The organism is Pseudocolwellia agarivorans, assembly GCF_002000085.1.
GTDB lineage: Bacteria > Pseudomonadota > Gammaproteobacteria > Enterobacterales > Alteromonadaceae > Pseudocolwellia > Pseudocolwellia agarivorans.
Genome location: NZ_MUZU01000002.1, coordinates 467,491 through 490,378 on the forward strand (window position 1 = coordinate 467,491; position 22,888 = coordinate 490,378).

General features: G+C 36.6%; 17 protein-coding genes. 6 read left to right on the plus strand and 11 right to left on the minus strand.

What is annotated here, in order from left to right:
- Window positions 1-120 precede the first annotated feature (120 nt).
- The 3 genes from B0X80_RS05070 to B0X80_RS05080 form a co-directional block, all read right to left on the minus strand.
- Window positions 121-2,844 carry a c-type cytochrome gene (locus B0X80_RS05070; protein WP_077338707.1) on the minus strand — a complete coding sequence of 908 codons (2,724 nt, stop codon included), beginning with the start codon at window positions 2,842-2,844 and terminating at the stop codon, window positions 121-123.
- 30 nt (window positions 2,845-2,874) lie between these two features.
- Entirely contained in the window at window positions 2,875-4,371 is a 1,497-nt protein-coding gene (locus B0X80_RS05075) for a hypothetical protein (protein WP_077338708.1), read from the minus strand.
- Between the two features lie 577 nt (window positions 4,372-4,948).
- Complete coding sequence (locus B0X80_RS05080; RefSeq protein ID WP_077338709.1) at window positions 4,949-6,121, minus strand: MFS transporter; 1,173 nt, start codon at window positions 6,119-6,121, stop codon at window positions 4,949-4,951.
- A gap of 148 nt (window positions 6,122-6,269) precedes the next feature.
- On the opposite strand from B0X80_RS05080, the gene B0X80_RS05085 reads away from it, so the two are divergent.
- Complete coding sequence (locus B0X80_RS05085) at window positions 6,270-7,157, plus strand: LysR family transcriptional regulator (protein WP_077338710.1); 888 nt, start codon at window positions 6,270-6,272, stop codon at window positions 7,155-7,157.
- Window positions 7,158-7,335: 178 nt separating this feature from the next.
- Window positions 7,336-7,887 carry a DUF1697 domain-containing protein gene (locus B0X80_RS05090; protein WP_077338711.1) on the plus strand — a complete coding sequence of 184 codons (552 nt, stop codon included), beginning with the start codon at window positions 7,336-7,338 and terminating at the stop codon, window positions 7,885-7,887.
- A gap of 78 nt (window positions 7,888-7,965) precedes the next feature.
- Here B0X80_RS05090 and B0X80_RS05095 read toward each other — a convergent pair whose 3' ends face one another.
- The 4 genes from B0X80_RS05095 to B0X80_RS05110 form a co-directional block, all read right to left on the minus strand.
- Window positions 7,966-10,791 (minus strand): response regulator, encoded by a 2,826-nt coding sequence (locus tag B0X80_RS05095; RefSeq protein ID WP_077338712.1) that lies wholly within the window; start codon window positions 10,789-10,791, stop codon window positions 7,966-7,968.
- 373 nt (window positions 10,792-11,164) lie between these two features.
- Window positions 11,165-12,004, minus strand: a complete 840-nt coding sequence (locus B0X80_RS05100) for an ion transporter (RefSeq protein ID WP_245825394.1) — start codon at window positions 12,002-12,004, stop codon at window positions 11,165-11,167.
- A gap of 94 nt (window positions 12,005-12,098) precedes the next feature.
- Window positions 12,099-12,746, minus strand: coding sequence for an MBL fold metallo-hydrolase (locus tag B0X80_RS05105; protein ID WP_077338713.1), 648 nt, complete (start codon window positions 12,744-12,746; stop codon window positions 12,099-12,101).
- A gap of 163 nt (window positions 12,747-12,909) precedes the next feature.
- Entirely contained in the window at window positions 12,910-13,359 is a 450-nt protein-coding gene (locus B0X80_RS05110; RefSeq protein ID WP_077338714.1) for an SMI1/KNR4 family protein, read from the minus strand.
- Between the two features lie 172 nt (window positions 13,360-13,531).
- On the opposite strand from B0X80_RS05110, the gene B0X80_RS05115 reads away from it, so the two are divergent.
- The 4 genes from B0X80_RS05115 to B0X80_RS05130 all read left to right on the plus strand — a co-directional run bounded on the left by B0X80_RS05115 (window position 13,532) and on the right by B0X80_RS05130 (window position 19,944).
- A complete protein-coding gene (locus tag B0X80_RS05115) occupies window positions 13,532-14,836 on the plus strand; it encodes a hypothetical protein (RefSeq protein ID WP_077338715.1) in 1,305 nt (434 codons plus the stop codon).
- 141 nt (window positions 14,837-14,977) lie between these two features.
- Window positions 14,978-16,315, plus strand: a complete 1,338-nt coding sequence (locus tag B0X80_RS05120) for a sodium-dependent transporter (protein ID WP_077338716.1) — start codon at window positions 14,978-14,980, stop codon at window positions 16,313-16,315.
- 142 nt (window positions 16,316-16,457) lie between these two features.
- The gene (locus tag B0X80_RS05125) at window positions 16,458-18,494 is read left to right on the plus strand and encodes an NADPH-dependent 2,4-dienoyl-CoA reductase (RefSeq protein ID WP_175623877.1); all 2,037 of its coding nucleotides are present in this window, start codon (window positions 16,458-16,460) and stop codon (window positions 18,492-18,494) included.
- A 37-nt stretch (window positions 18,495-18,531) separates the two neighbouring features.
- Window positions 18,532-19,944 (plus strand): alpha/beta fold hydrolase, encoded by a 1,413-nt coding sequence (locus B0X80_RS05130; protein WP_077338717.1) that lies wholly within the window; start codon window positions 18,532-18,534, stop codon window positions 19,942-19,944.
- Here the strand turns inward: B0X80_RS05130 and B0X80_RS05135 are convergent.
- The 4 genes from B0X80_RS05135 to B0X80_RS05150 are packed head-to-tail and all read right to left on the minus strand — an operon-like array spanning window position 19,941 to window position 22,888.
- Window positions 19,941-20,420 carry a DUF2721 domain-containing protein gene (locus tag B0X80_RS05135; RefSeq protein WP_077338718.1) on the minus strand — a complete coding sequence of 160 codons (480 nt, stop codon included), beginning with the start codon at window positions 20,418-20,420 and terminating at the stop codon, window positions 19,941-19,943. The two genes, B0X80_RS05130 and B0X80_RS05135, sit on opposite strands and share 4 nt — an antisense overlap.
- A complete protein-coding gene (locus B0X80_RS05140) occupies window positions 20,417-21,127 on the minus strand; it encodes a class I SAM-dependent methyltransferase (protein ID WP_077338719.1) in 711 nt (236 codons plus the stop codon). The genes B0X80_RS05135 and B0X80_RS05140 overlap by 4 nt, the downstream gene beginning before the upstream one ends.
- Before the next feature lie 17 nt (window positions 21,128-21,144).
- On the minus strand, window positions 21,145-22,374 hold the full coding sequence (locus B0X80_RS05145) for a beta-ketoacyl-ACP synthase (protein ID WP_077338720.1): 1,230 nt from the start codon (window positions 22,372-22,374) through the stop codon (window positions 21,145-21,147).
- Between the two features lie 58 nt (window positions 22,375-22,432).
- Window positions 22,433-22,888, minus strand: a complete 456-nt coding sequence (locus tag B0X80_RS05150) for a hotdog family protein (RefSeq protein ID WP_076418926.1) — start codon at window positions 22,886-22,888, stop codon at window positions 22,433-22,435.

The following is a 22,888-nucleotide window of genomic DNA, read 5'->3' on the forward strand; positions in this document are numbered from 1 at the left end:
TAATTGAGTCAATGCTATTAGCACTGAATACTTTGTAGTGATTTAATGCCAACTAACTTAGTTAGCTGGCATTACTCTTTCTGAGGCTAATCAATACACCTCAAATAACTTTCTATTGACCTATTGGCGAATATTCTCGTAACTTTCGGCTTTAATTTTACTAGGATCTGCCATTTGCTGAATATAGCGTTGTGCTGCTGCATTGCCTAATGGCATTTTACCTTTGTTAGCGATGTTCTCGCGTGATAGATAAAACCAAATATCTTTCGCTTTAGCGTCTTTTAACACTTCACCCTTTTGTGTTTTAGCGTAGTTACTTTTGAATAATCCACTCTGTACGTAGCCGACTAACTTTTTAATTTCATCGTTAGTAAGCGCTCCGCCAACTTTATCGTTATTACCTGCGCCCCATGGTGGCATTGAAGCTCCGTGATTACCCGCAGTTACAAACGACTCCATCGCTATAGCAGGATAGTTCATAAAGTTCTTCAACGGTTTTCCGTCAATACCTTCACCATGTTCGCCATGACATAACATACAGTTCGCTTCAAAAATTTGCTTACCTGTAAGGTTAAGTTTTGTGCCTAAACCTTCAGTAATCGGTTTTGATGCAGGTAGTGGAATAATGGTTCCATCGGTTCGCGTTAATCTATTACGCTCCATTAAACCGTCTACTACAGGATCGGTAATCGCTACCGGTTTAATATTAGCTAACGAGTTATGTTGCGAAGCTTTGTAGTTATTGGCTACAGGCACACGATAGCTTTGTTGATGAACATCACCTTCTAACGCATTAAACGTGCTGTTTTTTGTCGCCATATTACCGACAGAAAGATTAATTTTAACTTCGCCAGCAATAACCGGAGCAGAGCCATATTTACCATGACCTTTACTCACGTAAGGAATGCCATCAGCATCGTCGTCGCCCGTGCCGTAACCGGTAAATACTTCACCTGTTGATTGATGCTCTGAAAGTAACATACCGCTTTGATCAACGGTTTGTACCCACCAGCGTGTCATTTGTTCTATTTGTGTTTCTAACAAATACGTTGGTGTAGTAAACATAACCTCGCGCATTGCAGCCATAGTAATACCTACTGAATACGGTGTTACTGTCGCTATGTCTTGATTTAAATGACTACGGTAAACACCATGCTCTGCAACCCAATATTTTTTGTTCATTAAGTTGTAAGTTAAGCGTGCTGCTTCAAGGTACTTTTTATCGTCTAAAGAATGATACGCCGCAATTAATGCACGTACTGCTTCCCAGTTAGCGGTTGCTACATTGGCTTCACCTGAGGCTGCACCTGTATGCTTGTAACTACTGTTAAAGCTACCATCTGCATTTTGTACTTTCACAATAAAGTCAGCATTGTTTTTAATAACCGTTCTAGCTTGTGCCGCTACTTCTTTATAACGACCAATACCGTCCCAAGATTCTTCTAAATCGCGTAAGGCTACCATTGCCATTGTCATGTCTTTTAACGAAACTTCAGTACCTTTACCTGATTCAGGATGCCACTGCGACGTTAATAAACCGTTGTCGTTAAGATGCATAGCAACAATATTTTTAAATACGGCGTTACCTAAGGATTCCGCCACTTTACCCATTTTCTTTTCAAGTAAGCCACCATCTACAGGTGCATTGTCGGTAAATAAGTTATTACGACGATCAACCATTACGGCATAAGCTGATGTTGCCCAGATCCATGAAGCTTGATCCCATAACTGGCTGCTTTCGTCTTTAATGTCTAACGACCATACGCGCTCAGGAATATCGCCAATCCATACAAGGTTAGGTTCAACTTTATGAGGTAAGTATTTAAAGCCTTTACTTGGATCGTAAGTTTCGGTGTTTAGCCCAATTAAGTTTTCACCGTCGGTAAACATAGAGGCTTTAACTTGTAGCATTTCGTTAAAAGCACTCACCGCTAAACCCCAACCACGTAAGCCTTCTTCAGCGTCGTTACCCACAAGAGACACTTCTTTACCGGCTGAAGCATGCGATGTGCCTTGATGATTTGCTTGATAAAAGCGATCAGCCCATTGTGCTCTACGCTTAACAAATTGCCCTAATGCGCCCATATCAAAAGTGGTGTTCATTTTATCAATATCGAAACGATGAGCTTCGTTATTTAAAAAGGTATTGGCTACGCCCCAACCGCCTTTTTTACCACTCATAGGATCTTCAAAGCTGTCGGTATTATCTAATTGCCCCGTAAAAAATGGTTGTACAGATTCGTACTGTAAGTAAGTCAGTTGAATATCTTCAAATACACGAGGAAATCCAGTACGTTGATATACCAGTGGTAAGTCAAAACCAAGTAATACGTCTTTATTTGAAAATTCACGCTCGCCACGATCACGCACTAATTTATTAAAGTTACTGTGTTTTTTAGCTTTCATGCTCCAATAAGGACCATGCACCATATGAACGCCAGCATGACCTCGGCCACCGACATAATCTAATAAATAGCGTGCATAAAAATACATTTCTCGCGCGGTTACCCACTGAAAAGAACGTTTATAAGCAACAGGGAAACTCGCTTTAACCATGTCGTTGTAGCCTTCCATACCCGTTTTAAAACCTTCGTTTGCCATAAAGGTTGCTTCATTGGTATAAAAGGTACGATCTATTATTTTACTTTCTAACGGTGAACGATATTGCGAAATATCGGGTTGTACAAATCCGCCTTTAATTGGCACCGCTCGTTCGTCTGGTGTGTAAATATAGTTTTTACCTACAGCATAAGACGCTAAACCAACCGCTAACGACAATATACTTACGCGAATAACTGCTTTTTTTACTTTATGGCTTTTCGCCTGAAATTTTGATGTGTTCATGTTAATTCCTATGTAATTATTTTTTGTAGCCTATAGACCAACGCTAATACCAAATCTGAAAATACTGCCCGGAGCAGGACCTAAATCAGGTGCTTTAATACGTTTGATGATTGACGCTGTCATGCGTACATTTGGACTTGGACTAAAAATAATAGAAGGTGCGAAATTCACCGTTAAGCCTCCAGAAAAAGGCGGACGTTCGTGTAACTCAAAAATAAAGGCATCGTCGCCAATAGCGCTACAGTTGCCTATTACACCAATATCGCTTGCATCACATTGATGAATTTCAGGCTCTGGAATACTACCAGCGTAAGAATCTTCTTCTTGGTCAAAAGCAATTAAACTGAAATCTAACGACAAGTAATCTTTATAAATAGGTTTAACAAAACTGGTGAAATACGTAGTTAAATCACCTGGATCAATACCATCGCTTTCTGACACAAATTTATGACTGAAACCACCATGTAATGCGCCTCGGCCAATAATGCTATTGCTTTCAAATTGTCGAGTAAGAAAAGCACCTACAAGGTAACTTGTTGAACCTGTGCCTGATTGTAAAATAGCGGGTAAACGACCATCACCAGAAAAGCGACCAAAAACACCATTATTGAAAGGAAAATCACCAACAAAGGCATTGTCTGCATTAGCGCCACCCGGAGCAAAAGAGCTTACGCCAGCAGCCGGAGCACTAAATGCTGGGTTGTTATTACATACATCGCGATTATCAATATTAAAGTTACGGAAGAAACAACGACCGTCTCCCCATGTACCGTTTTCAACATTTGCTCTTTGCAGTGCGTCAAAACCTTGGGCTACTGTTGTATTAGGTGGCTGCGGACGCGAAGCACTAATACGGCCATTACTACCAAAAGTACCTTCGTTACTACCTGTTGGTAAAAATACCGCACCCACTACCGCTAAACCAAAACCAGAGTTAGCTTGGTCTAATACTTTCTTCTTTAAAAATAAACCAACATCGCCAATATGAGCATCGCTACCCGCATTTTCTAACCCAATAAAAGGTTGGCCGTTCGGATGTATTTGTCCGTCGGTTTCTACATTTCTGTAAGGAATATTTAAACGAACGGTAAAACCATGGAGGTATTTTTTATTTAAATCGAAACCATAAAATAAATCGACATCGGTTAGTTGGCGATCAACTTTAAAGTCTCCAAAAGTATCTAAGTTTGATTTACCGTTAGCAAAAAAGTCTTCACCTCGAATAGAGGCATGGCGTTGTGAAAAATCGATTCGCCATTTGTTAGGTGGTAACACATAAGCATGTTGTGTAAGTGCAGGAGCTAATAAAGGAACGATAAAAGAAGATATTTGCGCGCCTATTTTTTTACGGTCGTTAATAAAAAAGTTATCGTATTTATCTCCCCCCAGTTCAGTACCTAAATTTAAGTAATCGTCAGCTACCGTTTTTTCCGCTATTTCGTCAGCAGCAAAACTTAAAGCACTAGTTGAAAGTAAAGCCCCTGCAAAAAGTGTACTTAACACCACGCTAAGATGAGTTCGCTTCATTTTTTTTCTTCTATTTATGACCATGTTATTCCCGTTCAGTAAATGAATAATGTTTAGAGCAGGATATAAGGAAAGTGATAACAAGAAATCACAGAGATATAACAAAGGGGTAACAATGAACTAACGGAAATATTAATTTTTATTAATATTATCAATAAGTAAAGATTTTGAAATTATATTAAAGATAGACGGTCTATTAGATCCACTCTTTGACTTATCATCAAATATAACGATAAAACTGAATTTTTTATGGAAGGGTTAACTTTATTTGAAAGATGGGTAATAACACTGAGTTGCTACCCAATAACATATATTTGATCACTAAACGACATTAAGTTTGAGCGGTTAATAGAAAAGAGATTGAAATACAATGCATGACTGATTGAATTCACAACCTAAGCAAACATTTACTAAATCATCAGAAAATTAGACTGTGTGAAGCTTATTGCTCTCGTAGCTTTTAAACCGCTCTATGCTAACTTTGAGCCTATAACAGCCAAAAATCTTTATAGATATGATGCAAGAAGCTCTGCTTTGATATATCAAAATAGAGCTTCAAGTTTAGGCTACGTTTTAACTAATTTATAACGTGCGCCTTTCGATCTAAACGGCCACTAAAACGTGTTAAAATAAGTGCTATTAAAACAACAACAGCGCCAACCCAAGGAGTATTCATTAAACCATGCTCTTTAACAATAATACCACCTCCCCATGCCCCTATTGCAATGCCTACATTAAAAGCGGCGATATTTAGGCCCGATGCAACATCTACCGCATCAGGTGTGTATTTTTCAGCTAATTTCACAATATAAACTTGCAAGCCTGGTACGTTGCCAAAAGCAAATGCTCCCCAAACTAAAATAGTTATCACAGCGGCAACTGGGTTATAAGCGGTAAAGTTTAAGACTAATAATATGCCAGCAAGTCCTGAAAAAATTATTGTTAAAGCTTTAATAGGGCCAAAATTATCCGCCATCTTTCCGCCCCATATATTTCCGACAGCAACGGAAACACCGTACACTAAAAGTATTAAACCTACTGAACTAGATTCAAAGCCAGTCACTTCATTAAGAATGGGTGCTAGGTACGTAAAAGCAATAAATGTCCCGCCATAGCCAATCGCTGTGATCGCATAAACTAATAGTAACCTTGGATGTGTTAACACCTTAACCTGTGCTGCAAGATTAGTTGGTTTAGCTTGCTTTAAATTGCTCGGAACGAGTATAGCGCTGCCAATCATGGCTAATAAACCTAAAATAGATACGATTAAAAAGGTAGCTTCCCAACCAAAAACTTGACCGATATAAGTGCCTAATGGAACCCCTGTTACTAAAGCAACAGTTAAGCCTGTAAACATAATAGCAATAGCACTTGCTCCTTTTTCTTTTGGCACTAAGCTTGTGGCAATGGTAGAGCCTATAGAGAAAAATACGCCATGCGCCAAACCTGTAAGTATTCTAGCTATAATTAATGCTTCAAAACTAGGTGCTTGCCAAGCGACTAAGTTTCCAATAACAAATAACCCCATAACCGATAACAACACGTTTTTTCTATTCCATTTACTTGTAAAAGCAGTTAAAACTGGCGCACCTATCGCTACACCTAATGCGTATAGACTAACCAATAAGCCTGCTGAAGGGATTGATATACTAAGGTCTTGTGCCATTGTTGGTAGTAATCCAACAATCACAAATTCGGTTGTTCCAATCGCAAAAGCGCTGAGGGCTAGTGCAAGTAATGCTAGTGGCATCATAATCTCCAAGTTTAATTAATACAGCGATTTGAAGTAGGGAGTTAAAAAAGCCCTTACTTCTGTTTGTTGGCGTAATTATTACCTGCTAAACTGTTGCAATAAACAGTGTTACTTACAAAATACTATTGTAATAAACGGGGTTAATTTGAATTTAAAAACAAGATCAGATGATTTAGAGCTTTTATTAGCCGTTGTTGAGTTTGGCGGATTTTCTGCTGCCGCTGACGCATTAAATATTCAAGTTGCTCGTATATCACGCTCGGTAACGAAAATAGAAAAAGAGCTGGGCGCAACTATTTTAATTCGCACCACTAGACGAGTTATGCTGACAGATGAAGGTAAGAAATTTGTTGATGCGGTCAATATTGGTCTTCAGCACATTCAAAATGCAGAAGCAGATATAACCGTTAAAGCAAAGATCCCTCAAGGAAAGTTACGTATTGATGCTGTTAGCCCATTTATATTTCATCAAATAGCGCCTCATATAAATGCTTTTAAAAAGGCTTACCCGAGTATTGAAATTGAACTTAACTCTAATGAAGGAATCGTCGATTTAATTGAAAAACGTACCGATGTAGCAATTAGAATAGGGAAATTAGATGACTCAACATTACATGCTAAAACTTTAGGAAAAAGCTCACTTTTTATTGTGGCATCTCCGCAATATATTGCACAAAATGGCTTGCCTAAAAAACCAATAGATCTGAAAAATCATACCTTAATCGGTTTTTCAAATATCAAAACACTTAATAAATGGCCGATTAGAGGCTTAGATACAATTACACCAACAATAACGGCAAGTAATGGAGAAACCATTCGCCAGCTTGCTTTGTCGGGAGGTGGTATAACATGCTTATCTGGTTTTATGGTTAATCAAGATATCGCATCAGGTAAACTCATTTCATTGATAGATTCATATAGAATTGAAGGTACAGAAAGGGAGTTGGTGAATGCTGTATTTTATAAATCGTCCGCAGCTTCTGAAAGAGTTAAAGCCTTTATAGACTTCATTAAGCCCAAACTAACATTATGATAAATGTTAGTTTGGGTTTGTAGTTTTAATGATAAAAGATATAAAACACGAAATGCAATGAGCTACTCATGCCATATGTAATTAAATAAGTCTGCCTTTCGTTATTTTTCATATGAGATTAGAATGATAAAGCTGACCATTACATTCTATCTTTAACACTTTTATAGGCCATTCATTTATGTCGATTTATATTTCTTTATTACGTGGGATCAATGTTAGTGGTCAAAAAAAAGTGAACATGAAGGAGTTAGCTTCGCTTTACCAATCACTAAACCTGAGCCAAGTGTCTACTTATATTCAAAGTGGTAATGTTGTTTTTAGTTGTAATAACTTTACTGAGGAAGAGCTCGCTAAAAACATTGAAAATGCTATTGAGAAACATTTTGGCTTTAACGTACCTGTTTTAGTTTTGTCGCAACAAACGTTAGTTAATGCTTTAAAAGCCTTACCTTTTAAAGCTATTTCAGTTGCTGAACAAGGTAGCCAAGTGATATTGAGCTTTTTGTCTAATGAGGTAAAAACAGAAAGTATAGATGCACTAAAAAGCTATTTAACAGTAGAGGAAGAATTAGTTACAGGTAGCAAACTTGTGTATTTACATTGTCCTAAAGGCTACGGAAAAACTAAGTTATCGAATACCTTTTTAGAGAAGAAATTAGCTGTAACGGCTACATCAAGAAATTTAAAAACCGTTGTGAAACTTTGTGAAATGGCTGCTGAAATAGCTTAGTTCTTATTGGTTAAAGTTATTACTTAAAGTTATCAACTAACAAGTTGCAAACTTAACAGTCTAATTTTGTGCTTTGCTCTACCAAAGCACGGCATCAATTTCATTTAATAAATACTGCGTAAAAACGTGAATATCTGGCAGGTCGTGCTTAATAGCATATTCAACGGCAATGGCTTTTTCTGATAGCTCGGTAAAACCAAACATTTGCCCTGCCCCAGCAATACGGTGAGCTAAATTAGCGAGCTTTTCGTTGTCGTTATTTTTAAGATGTAAAATTAAGTCTTCTTGTTCTAGCACTAAATTAGAGCGGAATCTCTCAACAAGGTCAGAAGTATCTATATTTGATACTTTTTCTTCTTGTTCTTTGGCTTTGTGCGAATCACAGCAGTATTTTACTATGGTGTTAATAAATAGCTGCCTTTCAATAGGTTTTTTCAGATGACCATCAAAACCTAGCGATAGATATTCATCAATTTCATGAGACATCGCATTAGCCGTTAGCGCAACAATAGGTACTTCACAGCCTTGCTGCCTTAATACATTAAAGGCTTCTATACCATCCATTTCAGGCATTTGAATATCAAGTAGGATCAAACTAGGTTTACTATTTTTATAGTGTTCAACAGCTTCTTTACCGTTAAGAGCTGTGAGTACTTCAAGCCCCATAGTTGTTAAAATACGCTCAATAATACGTAAGTTGTCTTCATAGTCGTCAGCTAAAATCACTAATCCTTTACAGCTCACGTCATCACTGATTTTAGGTTGATCGAGTACTTGAGTTATTTCAAATTTGTCATCTACCCCAAAACTATAATCACAAGGTAAAATAAACGAAAATACGCTACCAACGTTTAATTCGCTTTCTACTTTAATTTCGCCCTGCATAATACTCGCAAGTTGCTTAGACAAAGATAAGCCGAGCCCCGAACCACCAAAGCGTCTGCTAATACTGCTATCGCCTTGGGTAAAGCTTTTGAATATATCTTGTATTTGCGTGTCGCTCATTCCTATGCCGGTATCAGTAACTTTAAATATCAATTGGTTATTCGATACATAAACGCTTAATTCGACTGAGCCATGTTGAGTAAATTTGATGGCATTAGCACATAAGTTAATTAAAATTTGTTTTAATCTAAAAGCGTCAAATTTAATAATAAAAGGCGTAGGTAAACGATGAGTAATAATAAAAGATAAGCCTTTTGATTTAGCTTGATCTAAAAACATATTAATGAGTTCGATAAAAACACCGTGAAGATCTTGATGATGTAAATCGAGCTCAAGTTTATTTGCTTCTATTTTACTTAAATCTAAAATGCTATTAATTAAGTCTAATACATGCAAACTGTTAGAATGAATAACTTTAACTTCTTTAGATAAACATTCGCCTTTTATTTCACCACTTAATATAGCTTCAGACTGCCCTATAACTGCTGTTAATGGCGTTCTTATTTCATGGCTCATATTGGCTAAAAATTGACTTTTCACCTGATTAGCTAGCTGTAGTTCTTGTGTTAGCTCGACTAATTCTAAGGTTCTTATTTTGATTTTTTTAGCTAACTCTCCTTTTGAACGAATATCTTTTATACGCCTATAAAGGTAAAACGCAGAAATAAAAATAAAGATAATAATTACAATCGTAAAATTACGTTCTTGATTGAGTTTTTGTCTTTCAAGCTCTTGTAGTTTTGTTGTTTGTTCAAGGCTTCTTACCTTTTCTTTTAACTGTTCCGACTCGTATCTCACTAAGCGCTTGTTGGTTTGATCATTTGTATGTTTATAAAATTCGTTAATATAATCTTGTTGAGTAGATAGCGCTTCTTTATTGTTTTTTTGATAAGCGTAAATCAATGAATATAAAGCTAAATTATTATTAATTTGCTGCTGATAATTCATTTTCAAGGCTTTTTCATGGGATAAATCTAACTGCGTTAAAGATTCCTCTACATAACCTAAATGAAATAAACCAACCGCTAACTCATATAAAGCACCTACTTCGGCATTTTGATTTTTTGATAATTTAGCAACACCTATAGCAGCCTCGGCATAGTTAATAGCAAGGTCGGCTTCCAGTTGTTGATTATACAAATCAGAAAGGTTATTCAGTTGAGCGGCTATATAATAATCTCGGTTATTTTTTTGATAGTAGTTGAGGGCTTGTTCTGTGTAATAAAGCGCTTTTTTATATTGTTTAGCATGTTTATAAGAAACCCCTAAATCAGCATATGTTGTGGCAATACCATCTTGATCGTTAAGCAGCTGTTTCTGTTCTAACACTTCAAGCAATAAAGTAATTGCGGAGTCATGCAGTTTAAGTCGTAAATAAAGCTCAGCAATATTGCCGCGAATATCGATTTGATCTTCAATGGTTCCGTAGTTTAAATAAAGTTGTTCTGCTTTTTGATATTGATCTAGCGCGCTGAGCGTATCGCCCATGGCGGCATACACTAAAGCGATATTATTAAGTAAATTGGCATGTTCTACGGGCATGTCTGCTTGGGTAAAATACTTTAATGATTTTTGATAAAAATCTAACGCTTCTTGGTTGTTACCTTGGAAGTAATGAATAATACCAATATATTTATTCGCCAGTGCTTCTTCTTTATTTAATTTATTGCTAGAAGCAAAATACTTAGTTTTTTCAAAAGCCTTTAGCGCTTCGTCGAACTTCTCTTTAGAATAATAAGTAATTGCTTTTGCATGAAGTATTTTGCATTTTTGAATGGAAGTAAGCTCTTCGTTATTTTCAAGAAGAGTTAATTGATGAACGGCAGAGGCAACATCTTTGATCTTTTCAATTTCATTAATCTTTTGTTCAAGATCATTTTGAAAAGCGTATCCAGGTATTAAGCTACTTAATAAATAAAGTAGCCCAATAAAAAAATACGCAGTTTGCCTAAAAATCATGCCTATACCTTAGTTTTTTTAAGTTAGCATATACCCGTTACCAATCAAGAGGCTATTTCAGAGTGCTTGAGCGATATCAATTCAAGGCAATGTTTTGTAATAATGGTCGTTCCCTTATAAAAAGCATTAACGAAGAAGTGATTTTGCTCAAGCGCTTCTTCGATGGGTCTAAAAACAATTTATGCCGCGTTATTAACTTTAGTAAGGGAATAACCATGACGTAAACTTAATGCCTTGCATACATGGATGTATGTACTTAGATTTTGTTTGGAACGTAAAATCTGTGCCTAAATTATTTTTAGTTCCCACTGAAACCTGCATCTTGAATGATAACGGGTATATAACATATTGACCACCTTCAGTAGTAAAAATATTAACTGCTTATGTTTTTTTGTTGATTGAGTAAAAGTTGTTTAATTTCAGCTAATTCTTTTTCAAGTTTATCTATTTGCGCCCTACTGGCTGGCTGACCTTCTTCACCAGTTTCACCATGAGATTCGGCCCTAAAATTTTCATGCTCTTTACCCATCACTTCAAGAACCGTTCCTACCATCATATTTAAAAAGATAAAGGCGGTTAAAAAGATAAAGCTTAAATAATAAATCCAGCTCATGGGGTGTACGGCCATGGTTTCGTACATAACATCGGTCCAATCTTCAAATGTTGCAACTCTGAAAAGTGTTAACATTGAAATAGAAACATCGCCCCATAACACGGAGTTAATAGCACTAAACATGATGCTACCAACAGCTGCGTAAATATAAAAAATAACAAACATTAATAAAGCGATATAGCCCATTCTTGGGATTGCTTTAAGTAGTGCGTTAATCAGTAACCTTAACTCTGGCACCATAGACACTAAACGTAATACCCTGAAAACTCTTAATAACCTTGCGAGTAAAACGCCAGAACCACCTGCGGGGATCAAGCTACCTATAACAATAATGGTGTCGAATATATTCCAACCGCTTTTAAAGAAGTTTCTTTTATCTTTGTAGGTAATAAAACGGATAGATAATTCAATAACAAAAAAGATGGTGATACCGTGATCTAAAATAGACAAAATCGTAACAACATCATCAGGCAAGTTATGGGTTTTAGCACCAATCAACAACGCAGATATAATAATAACGGCGATAATAGACCATTGAAAAACATTACTTGAGTTAATTTTATGCAAAAAAGTTTGTATTTCGTATAGTGTGGCTTTCACTGTTTTTCTCTTAATTAGCTTATTTAAATAGAATAAATTGAATAGGGTTAAATGAACGATAATACACTTTGTTTACCGCTTATAAATAAAGACTTTAGCTTACTACGCTATCAGCAACATATGGGTTAGTTTGGCGTTCTTCACCAAAGGTACTCATAGGTCCATGCCCAGGAATAAAGCGTACATCGTCACCCAATGGAAATAAGTTACTCCGAATTGAGTGTATTAAGGTGGGGTGATCCCCTCTTGGAAAGTCCGTTCTACCAATAGAACCTTTAAATAATACATCACCTACTTGTGCAAGTTTTGATGCTCGATGGAAGAATATAACATGACCCGGCGTATGACCCGGACAAAAATAAACCTCAAGCTCAATGTTGCCAAAAGTAACGATATCATTTTGATTTAACCAGCGGTCTGTCTTAAAAAAATCAGCATCACTAAAACCAAAACGTTCTTTTTGTTCTGGAATTAAATCAATCCAAAATTGATCTTCTTTATGTGGCCCTTCAATAGGTACATTATAGAAAGAAGCCACTTTATGAGTAGCCCCAGCATGATCTATATGTGCATGAGTTAATAATACTTTGGTGAGTTTAAGATTATTTTCGCTAATTGCCGATTCAATTAAGGCGAAATCGCCGCCGGGATCAATAACAGCAGCTTCCATGGTTTCATCGCACCAAAAAAGTGTACAATTTTGCTGGAAAGCCGTCACGGGAATAATTTTAAACTGAAGCATACAACTCGACCTCTACAGGCTAATAACAAACAAAACACATATATTGGGATCAATTACCCTAATCCAATAGAGAATAAAGAAAGTATTTTACATTATTAATATGTCTATTTTATGTATCTCTATCCAAGATAGATTGCAGGTAAATTAAAGTTGTTATAAGTGTTCAAAGCTCATTAAACTTATCTAACCATTCACTAAAAGAGTCTGATACTTGTGTTACGCTGCATAATCCTTGATCGAAAAACCAAACGGCCGCATCTTTTTGCTGGCTTACACAATCCGTCTGCTTAAAACAAAACATATTGCCCTTACAGTCAGACGCAAACAAAATATGCCCTTTCTGCATGCCACTCATTTCGTATAGCTGTGATAACGAATAAACATCTGCCAAACTTAAAAAGTCTTGTACTTCAGAAATATCAGAACCTAAATCACAAATTTTAGTTAATACATTTGGCGTATGAACTAAACCATAAGTCGAAATTAAATACTTGTATGAGTCAGGTAAAAAAGCATTAAGTTTAGATTCCAGCTCGTTAATATCTTCAGCTTTAATAGGAACCATAGCACTTTTACTGCCCCAATTTTTTACGAATAGATCTATGCTATTCATGTGCTAATACTCCAATAAAACAAATAATTAACTCGAGTTAGATGAATAAGTAGGCGCTAATGTAGCAAAAAATTAAATATAAAACATAAATATACAAAGTAACTTAAGAAATTTATAACCTAGTCGATATCTATAATGACTAGGTAAATATGGATCATTAGGGACTTTCAATATGAAAATTCAAACCACGGCTATTAATCAAACACCAACAATAACCAAAGAAATACTACAACAAGCTAATCAGCAGCCTACTACATTAAACATCCTACAAGAAGATACCGTTACGTTTAAAAATGCTAACGGAGAAGAAGTTACCTACAATCTAAAGCCTAACGAAAACCAAAAAGCTTCTGCCACCGATATTAAACGCGATATGTCGCATTTAGGCCAAAAACATAGCCCGATAAAAGCTGCTATAACTTTATTTATGGATACAGGTGAATATCAATTTGGCGAATTCAACAGTAAAGCTAAAATAGACGAATATTTTACTATGACAGATAGGTTAGGTATTGAACAACAAGATAAAATGCAATATATGAAACCTAGCCAAGACTGGTTAGATATTGCAGATAAATTATCAGATAAAGAACTAAATGAGTTTGTTGATTTAATGTATAGCATATCTGAATCTGTTCATTTTGAGCGTAGAAACAGTGATGAAGTTGAGTTAACTATTTCAAAATTTAATAAGCTAACAAGTGGAGAACTTGGCTCTGCTATTAAGACAATGACACAGCTGAATACTCAAGCTAATGATTATAAAAAGCCGACAGACACATATAACAATTGGGGTATAACAACAGGTGCAGGAAGTATTTTTACAGGCACTCTTATAGGTGATGCTGGTGGAGATATATTACGTGATTATAGTAAATTAATGTTCGACTCTGCCTTATCAAAAACAGAACTCAATACCGTTAATGAACACCTATCAGATATGGATTTATCGGCGGCTAAAGGCTTAATAAGTAGCGTAACATTAATGAAAGGAGAGCCTAAAATGCAATTATTTAGCTTACTTTCTGAGTCTGACAGCAATGAGCTATCTGCAGTATTTAGCTATATTAATGATTTAATCAACAAACCATATAATGCGACACAATACGACATTGAATTTAGTGACAATACCAAAAGACTCGCTACAGTTGTAGATCCTGCACTCTCGGAAACAGAACAAACTTATGCCATAGAAAATATTCTTGCTGTTGAAAGTAAAAATGGATTAATGAACACCACTGAATTAACCAAAAAAGTCAATACAGGCACTTCACAAGCCCAAATAAAAATATGGGACACATTAGCTGAAGAATCGGAAGGATCTTCTAATGCTTTAACCAATAAAAATGTAAATGCCTTGCTCCAGAGCGTTACCGAAAAAATTGAACTTAAACACAGACAACAATTACAAAACTCTTTTCCTCTATATGTAGAGGCCTACGGACAAATTAAAACAATAAATAAAGCGCTTAGCTAAAGGCTGTTAATCTTTCAGATTATAGCTATGTTGTTTTGGAAAAAGCGCCCGTTCTATATATTTATAAGATAAAAAACTTTTTAAAGTTCCTTTTAGTAGGTAAGCTTTCCCTCAGCTAATAACAATCAATTATATTAATTAATGACATCATCAAGAGACTTTTTTCATTCGCGTTTAGGTTTTGTACTTGCCGCAGCAGGTTCAGCAATAGGTTTAGGTAATATTTGGGGGTTTCCCACTCAAGCGGCTAATAATGGTGGTGGTGCTTTCTTATTCGTTTACCTTATTGTTACGCTACTTTTCGCTTTACCTGCCCTTTATGCCGAAATTTATTTAGGTAACCAAGCACAATCAAACCCTGTAAGAGCTTTAAAAGAAGCCTGTAAAGATTCAGTGCCTAATTTGGGTAAATACATGGGGATTATCGGCTTATGCGGTACGGTAATGATGTTAAGTTTTTACACCATTGTAGCAGGTTGGATGCTAGCTAATGCCTTATCTCCGCTTGCTGCACTACTTAATTTTTCTGACTTATCAGTATGGTTATCAACATCCAGCACCACACGAAATTTAATTTTTACCCCTATATTTTCTTTATTAGGCGCGGCCATTATTCATCAAGGTATTAACTCAGGTATCGAAAAATGGTCGTCGCGCTTAATGCCAGTACTGTTAGTTATGTTACTTGGATTAATTGTTTATATTTTACAACAGCCAGGTGCAATAGAAGGTTTAAAGGTTTATTTAATACCTGATTTTTCACAAGTTATGGAACCTACATTAATCGTATCAGCCATGGGACAAGCTTTTTTCTCATTGTCTGTTGGTGTTGGCGGCATGATGGTTTATGGCTCGTACATGAAAAAAGATCATGACATTGGCAAGCTAGTGCTTTCGATCGCCTCGTTAGATATGTTTATTGCTTTTATGGCTGGCTTGTTAATTATTCCTGCCCTTTTTGTTGCTCAACATGCAGGTTTTGAGGTATTTAATGAAGGTAAATTAATTGGCGAAGGACAATTAATATTTAATATTTTACCTCAACTATTTTCAAGCATGGGTTCAATAGGTTTATTTGTTTCATTCGCATTTTTCTCTTTGTTATCAATTGCTGCGCTTACCTCAACTATTTCGTCTATTGAAGTTCCCGTGTCTTATTTAGTTGAAGAAAAAAGTAAATCAAGAAACAGTGCAACATGGCTTGTTTCACTTGTAGTGCTTTCGGCAAGTTTATTGATTATCGCTTTTTTTGACACCTTGTTCGGCTTAGTAATACAGGTACTTACTACCATTTTACAACCGTTAAGCTGTTTGTTTTATTTTATAGTGGTGGGCTGGTTATGGAAACGCGGTAATAAACTCGTAGCAACAAACCAACAAAATCACAGTAAATGGCTAGCCTTATGGGGCAATTATTTACGTTATTGCTGCCCTATTTTATTAACCATTGTATTTATTAACGTAGCCATTCTTAACTAGCTTGAGTAATAGTACTAGGCGTTTCATTTAATCTGATACGCCTATCTCCTTATATTTTACTAATTAATCATATTTATGATTGCTTGCACCTATGCACTTGCTAAAATAGTGCATTAATTTCTACTTGGCTCTACTCATACGAATGTATTCACGCTTATTAACACCATTAGATTTAGGTTTTACTCAATTAAAAAACAGAGTTTTAATGGGATCTATGCATACCAATTTAGAAGAAGCGCCCAATGGTTTTAACCGTTTAGCCGCTTTTTATGCATTAAGAGCACAAGGTGACGTAGGCTTGATTATTACGGGTGGTATTTCTCCAAACCCCGAAGGTAGATTAGCGCCCAACCGCGCGATAATGAACGATAAAAGCGACGTAGTAAATCATCAACTTATTACCCGTGCTGTACATGCTGAAGATGGCAAAATATGTATGCAAATACTGCATGCAGGTCGATACGCTTATCAAAAACAAATTGTTGCACCTTCTGCCATTCAATCACCTATTATTCCATTAACACCAAAAGCATTATCGAGTAGCGATGTTGAACAACAAATTAATGACTTTGTTCATACCGCTGTTCTCGCGCAAGATTCTGGTTACGATGGTGTTGAAATTATGGGCTCTGAAGGTTATTTAATTAACCAGTTTATTGTTAGCTCAACCAATACTCGAAGCGACAAATGGGGTGGAAGTTACCAAAACCGCATACAGTTTGCGGTACAAATAGTAAAAAATATAAGAGCAAGAGTCGGCACCAATTTTATTATTATTTATCGCCTATCGGTACTCGATTTAGTCGAACAAGGCAGCTCGCTAGCCGAAGTGATTGAACTTGCTCAGGCAATAGAAGCTGCAGGTGCAACCATAATAAATACAGGTATTGGTTGGCATGAATCAAGAGTCCCTACTATTGCCAGCATGGTGCCTTCAGGAACATTTGCCAGTGTAAGCCAATACATTAAAGATAATGTATCTGTTCCTGTGGTGGCGAGTAATCGTATAAATACGCCAGAGTTGGCCGAAAATATATTAGAAAACAACTGGGCAGACATGGTGTCTATGGCTCGCCCTTTATTGGCCGATAGCCACTTTGTACAAAAAACTAAAAACCAAATACCAGAAGCAATCAATACCTGTATTGCTTGTAATCAAGCCTGTTTAGATCATATTTTCGAAAATAAGGTTGCGACCTGTTTAGTTAACCCTTTTGCAGCACATGAAGAAGAATTTAAACTCGTCCCCTCTCTTACTCCTAAAAAATTAGCTGTAATTGGTGCTGGTCCTGCCGGTATGGCGTTTTCGTTATATGCAGCAACGCGTGGTCACGAAGTTACTTTGTTTGAAGCGACCGATAAAATAGGTGGGCAATTCAACCTCGCGAAACAAATTCCGGGCAAATCAGACTTTAACCACACCTTACGTTATTTTGAATATCAATTAGCTCAGCACAAAGTACGTATTCATTTAAATACCGAATTAAAAGCTCACGATTTAAGTATTTATGATGACGTTGTTATTGCCACAGGAACAACGCCTAACCAGCCAACGTTTGAAGGTTCTAGCCATAACAAAGTGGTGTCGTATCAAGATATTCTTTCAGGAAAAATAACCGCGGGTAAAAGTGTTGCTATTGTAGGCGCTGGAGGCATAGCCTTTGATGTTGCAGAATATTTAACAGACACAAGCAACTCAGCGCAAAATACCGTAACAAATTCAGAGAAAGAAATAGCAGAATTTACTGATACTTGGGGCATAGATCTGTCACTACAAAATAAAGGTGGTGTAAAAGCGGCTAACCATAAAAACTCAGTAAGAAACGTTTATATGCTGCAACGAAAAATTAGAAAACCAGGAGCAAGTTTAGGTAAAACTACAGGCTGGATACACCGAACCTCTTTAAAAGAAAAACACGTGTCCATGCTTTCCGGCGTAACTTATAACAAAGTTGACGACAACGGCTTACACATCAACATTAGAACAAAAGCCAGAGTGCTAGACGTAGACACTATTATTATTTGCGCTGGCCAAACAGAAAATAACAGTATTGTTGATGTAATAGCTAAAAGCATTTCAGCTGACAACATTCATATTATTGGTGGCGCTTTAAATGCGCAAAAGCTTGATGCACAAAAAGCGATTGAAGACGCACTACACTTAGCTAGAACAATTTAGCTTACTAATAATAAAACATAAAAGGACAGCTTTTATTGTGTTAAAAAACTCATTACCAACACATATTGCAAAACGAAAAATTATATTTATTACCAGCATTATTGCTTCATTAGCCTTTATTTTATTTTCTCTTACTGCTTCAAGTCCCAGCTACGGAAGCGATTGGTACAAAGCTTATAATATGGAAAAAGTTGAAGCTTATTCAAAAACCTTCAACTCAAACATTGTCTTTTATAAATCGCAGACTAAATGGAATACGCCCTCGTTAACCTTAATTCATGGTGTGGGTGGCTCAGCTGAAGATTTTAAAAAAATCGTTAAGCAGCTCTCGCAACATTATCAGTTATTTATTCCCGACCTGCCCGGTTATGGCCAATCGCAAAGTCCTAAAAATAACTTTTCCCCCAGCAAGTATGCTCAAGCCTTATACGAAGTACTCCCTAAATTAGTAGGTAAACGTAATATTGTTATTGGCCATTCAATGGGAGGAAATATCAGTGTTCAATTGTCGCTCAAACACCCTGAATTAGCAGAAAAACTTATTTTAATAGATGCGGCTGGCTTTATTAATAAATTTTCTTACAGCCAATATATCGCCAATAATTACGCGCTTGATAAAATACAATTAACAGAACACGAAGCCCCCTTACTAAAAGGCTTAATTAATACCGTTAATAAATTAATTCCTGATCCAAGCAAAGTTTTATTAAGTGACGCAGGTAGAAAATACCTATTAGAAAACAACAGTACTTATATTTCAGCTATTGCTGTACTGGACGAAAATCTAACGAAGTTAATGAGAAAACCAGCACCTCCTACCCATATTATTTGGGGCGGAAAAGATCAAGTCATGCCCGTACAAGTAACCAAGTTACTCAGCTATTTATTAAAAACACAATCTATTGAAATTTATGAAACAGCAGGCCACTCTCCACAAAAACAATTCCCAATACAAGTGGCCAACAGTATTCATAACTTCATACAAAATGGGGCTAAAAGTACTAAAAACATCAATAAAACTACAGTTTACAATCAAAGTATCACTATAGATTGTGATAAAGGTCAAACGACTGATTTGTTAAATAACGCAACGTATTTAAACGTCACTATTAAAAACTGCCAACATAAGAGCAGTATAGACAACTTTACTGCTAGCCAATTAGTTGTTGAAAACTCTAAAATCACTTTTACTAATTTAAGCCTAAATTACCCAGAGGGCTTTAGTTTTATATCGCTTAAATCAAGTATTAATGTGTGGGGCGGAAATTTAAAAGGCTTATCGGTAGGTTATATAGAAGAAAGCGATCTAGAACTTCACGGAGTAGATATATATACCAAAAACACCTTAGTTATTAGTAATGTACCTACCACAATGAATGTATCGTTAACCCGCGTACATCAAAGCAACAGAAGCTTTAGTTGGCACGGAATAATTAACGTAGGGTTTTAGCTAACAGTGCTGTCTTTCTCGTTTTTAACCCTATTAGGTAGCACAATTCTAACGGTTTTAGTAGCAAGATGAACCTCTCGAAGAAAGTAGCTCAAACCTACGGTAAGAGTAAGCATTGACGAGATAAAAAGGGTTCCAACCACCCACTTTATTTCAAAACCTAGAATAGCCTTTATAAAAAGTACCGCAATCACCAAACAAACCAGTAATGCTGAAAGCGTACAGGCTGTAATAGCAGAACTCGCTAAATAGCGACGACGCTCAAGATAATGCTGCTCTACTTCATAACAGTTAAGATTAACATGCTCAGCTTTAACAAATTGATCGGCAACATATCGCCCACGATCAATAATACGCGCAAGACGCCCCGTCATAACATTCAGCATGCTGGCAATACCTGTTAATAGAAAAGCAGGAGCCAATGCGAGCTGTATTACGTGGCTTACATCGCCAAAAAAAGGTGTGGTGTCCATCATAACGGCTTCATCGCGATCAAATTAATTAAGGTTTCTTCACGCTCTTGTGGTGGTTTAATACCAAATAAGTTTTCGCCAATAGCTAAGTCTTCTCGGCTCCACCAAAGAAAAGGATAAGATATTTGTTCATCGTTAACGGTAAAACCAGAATCTTTAATAAGCGTTAAATATTCGTCTGCTGTTTTTTGTACGCTCATCGGATGGCGAAACAGTAAACGGATGATCCACGAGTGAATATAACGTTTAGTGGATTCAGCAAACATGAATATTCCCCCGGGTTTTAAAATACGTAAAAACTCTTTTAAAGCTTCAGGTTGGTAAATTAAGTGGTGAAATGTTTGATGGCAAAATACCATATCCACTGAATTATCTTCCAACTTGATCATTGAGCTAGAGCAACGTACATATTCAACATTGTTTAGGTTATGTAGAGCGACTTCTTTTTTAGTTTCGTCTAGCATTTCCTGATCTATGTCCATGGCAATTAATCGCTCGGGGCTATATCTGTCGTTCAGCTTTTTCATTGAACGACCATAACCACAGCCAACATCAGCAATAACATTAAACGTACGAGGTGTATCTTTTAACAAATGAGTAAGGTCTTCTAGCGCAACTTCTAGAACATAGTCTGTCCATGTATTACTTCTAAGAAACCATTTACCAAAAGCTGATTCAGGTACGTGAGCTTCTGCTAATACGTTTTTCATATATTTTCCGTTGAATGTTATTGTGTAAACTTTTTAAAAATAAGCGAAGTATTGATACCACCAAAAGCAAAGTTATTACTCATTACGTATTGGGTATCTATTTCTCGTCCATCGCCTGTTATGTAGTCTAAATTCCCACATTCGGGATCAACGTTATCTAAGTTTAATGTTGGAGCAAACCAACCATTGTTCATCATTGAAATGCACGCCCATGATTCAATAGCACCACAAGCACCTAATGTATGGCCTAAATAGCTTTTTAATGAACTAATCGGTACGTTAGATGTTACGGCCATTTCAGTTGCGTGTGTTTCTGCTATATCGCCTCTGTCGGTTGCTGTTCCGTGTGCGTTTACATAACCAATTTCAGATGCCTGTATACCTGCGTCTTGAAGAGATTCGGTAATAGCTACCGCCATGGTTTCTTTAGTCGGTTGTGTAACATGAACGCCGTCTGAGTTGGTACCATAGCCCACCACTTCAGCGTAAATAGTTGCGCCACGGTTTACGGCATGCTCGTATTCTTCAAGAATAAGTGTACAAGCGCCTTCACCAATAACAAGGCCATCTCTGTCTTTATCGAAAGGTCTTGGGCTGTTTTTAGGATCATCATTTTTCGTTGAGGTTGCATATAATGTGTCAAACACAACGACTTGGGTAGGACAAAATTCTTCACCTCCGCCAGCAACCATCATTTCTTGTTTACCAAATTTTATAGCTTCGTAGGCATAACCGATAGCTTGAGAGCTAGAAGTACAAGCTGAGCTTGTTGTATACATACGCCCCGAAATTCCGAAGAACACCCCTACGTTAACAGCCGTAGTGTGGCTCATCATTTTGATATAACTGGTAGCGTTAATACCGTTCATATCGCCCGACTTTATTAAGTCGCCAAAGGCAACCATAGGTTCACTTGAACCAGAAGAAGAACCGTAAGCGATACCCATACGGCCAGATTTCAGGTATTTATCGTCTAATAAATTAGCATCTATTAAGGCCTTTTCAGTTGCGCTGGTTGCCATTAATGAAATGCGCCCCATTGAGCGAATTTGTTTTCTTTTATAATGAGCCGGACGTTCAAAATCTTCTATTGGGGCTGATAAGTGTGTATATAAACCCTTAATAGCTTTTAGCGATTCATCTATTTTTACGGCATTTTTTTTCTTACGTAAATTCGCTTCAAAGTCTTCCCAATTATGACCAAGGGACGTAATAGCCGACATTCCGGTAACAACAACACGTTTCATTTAAAAATAAACCTCTTATTCATGTAATTTAACTTTATTACATTTTTCTCTTAAATTGTTATAACTGTTCGGCTAAAAATTTAGCAGGATCGTTAGGCTGAAATACATTAATTCTTGCTGTTGCTAATGGCTTATCATTTTCTGAAATACAACAATCAAACGCGCTTAAACCTGATTCATCACTATACAATTTATCTACTTTCACAATAAGTTTCATGCCTTTTGTAAAAACAGAATAATCGCATTTGTATTTTCTTGAACTTACTAAAAAGCCAATTTCAACCGCTCTACCCTGACTAATTTCATTCGCATTAGCGTAAGCGGCAATACTTTGAGCCATATATTCTATGCCCACGTAACTTGGTACTCCTTGCAAAGCGTCGTTATACAATAAACTCGACTCTGTTATAGTGTGGCAACAAGTGCCAGACTCAGCTTCAAATGAAATAAGCTCATCAAGCAGGATCATCGGCTCTGCATGAGGCAGTACTTCTTCAATGCTAAAGTTTTTCAT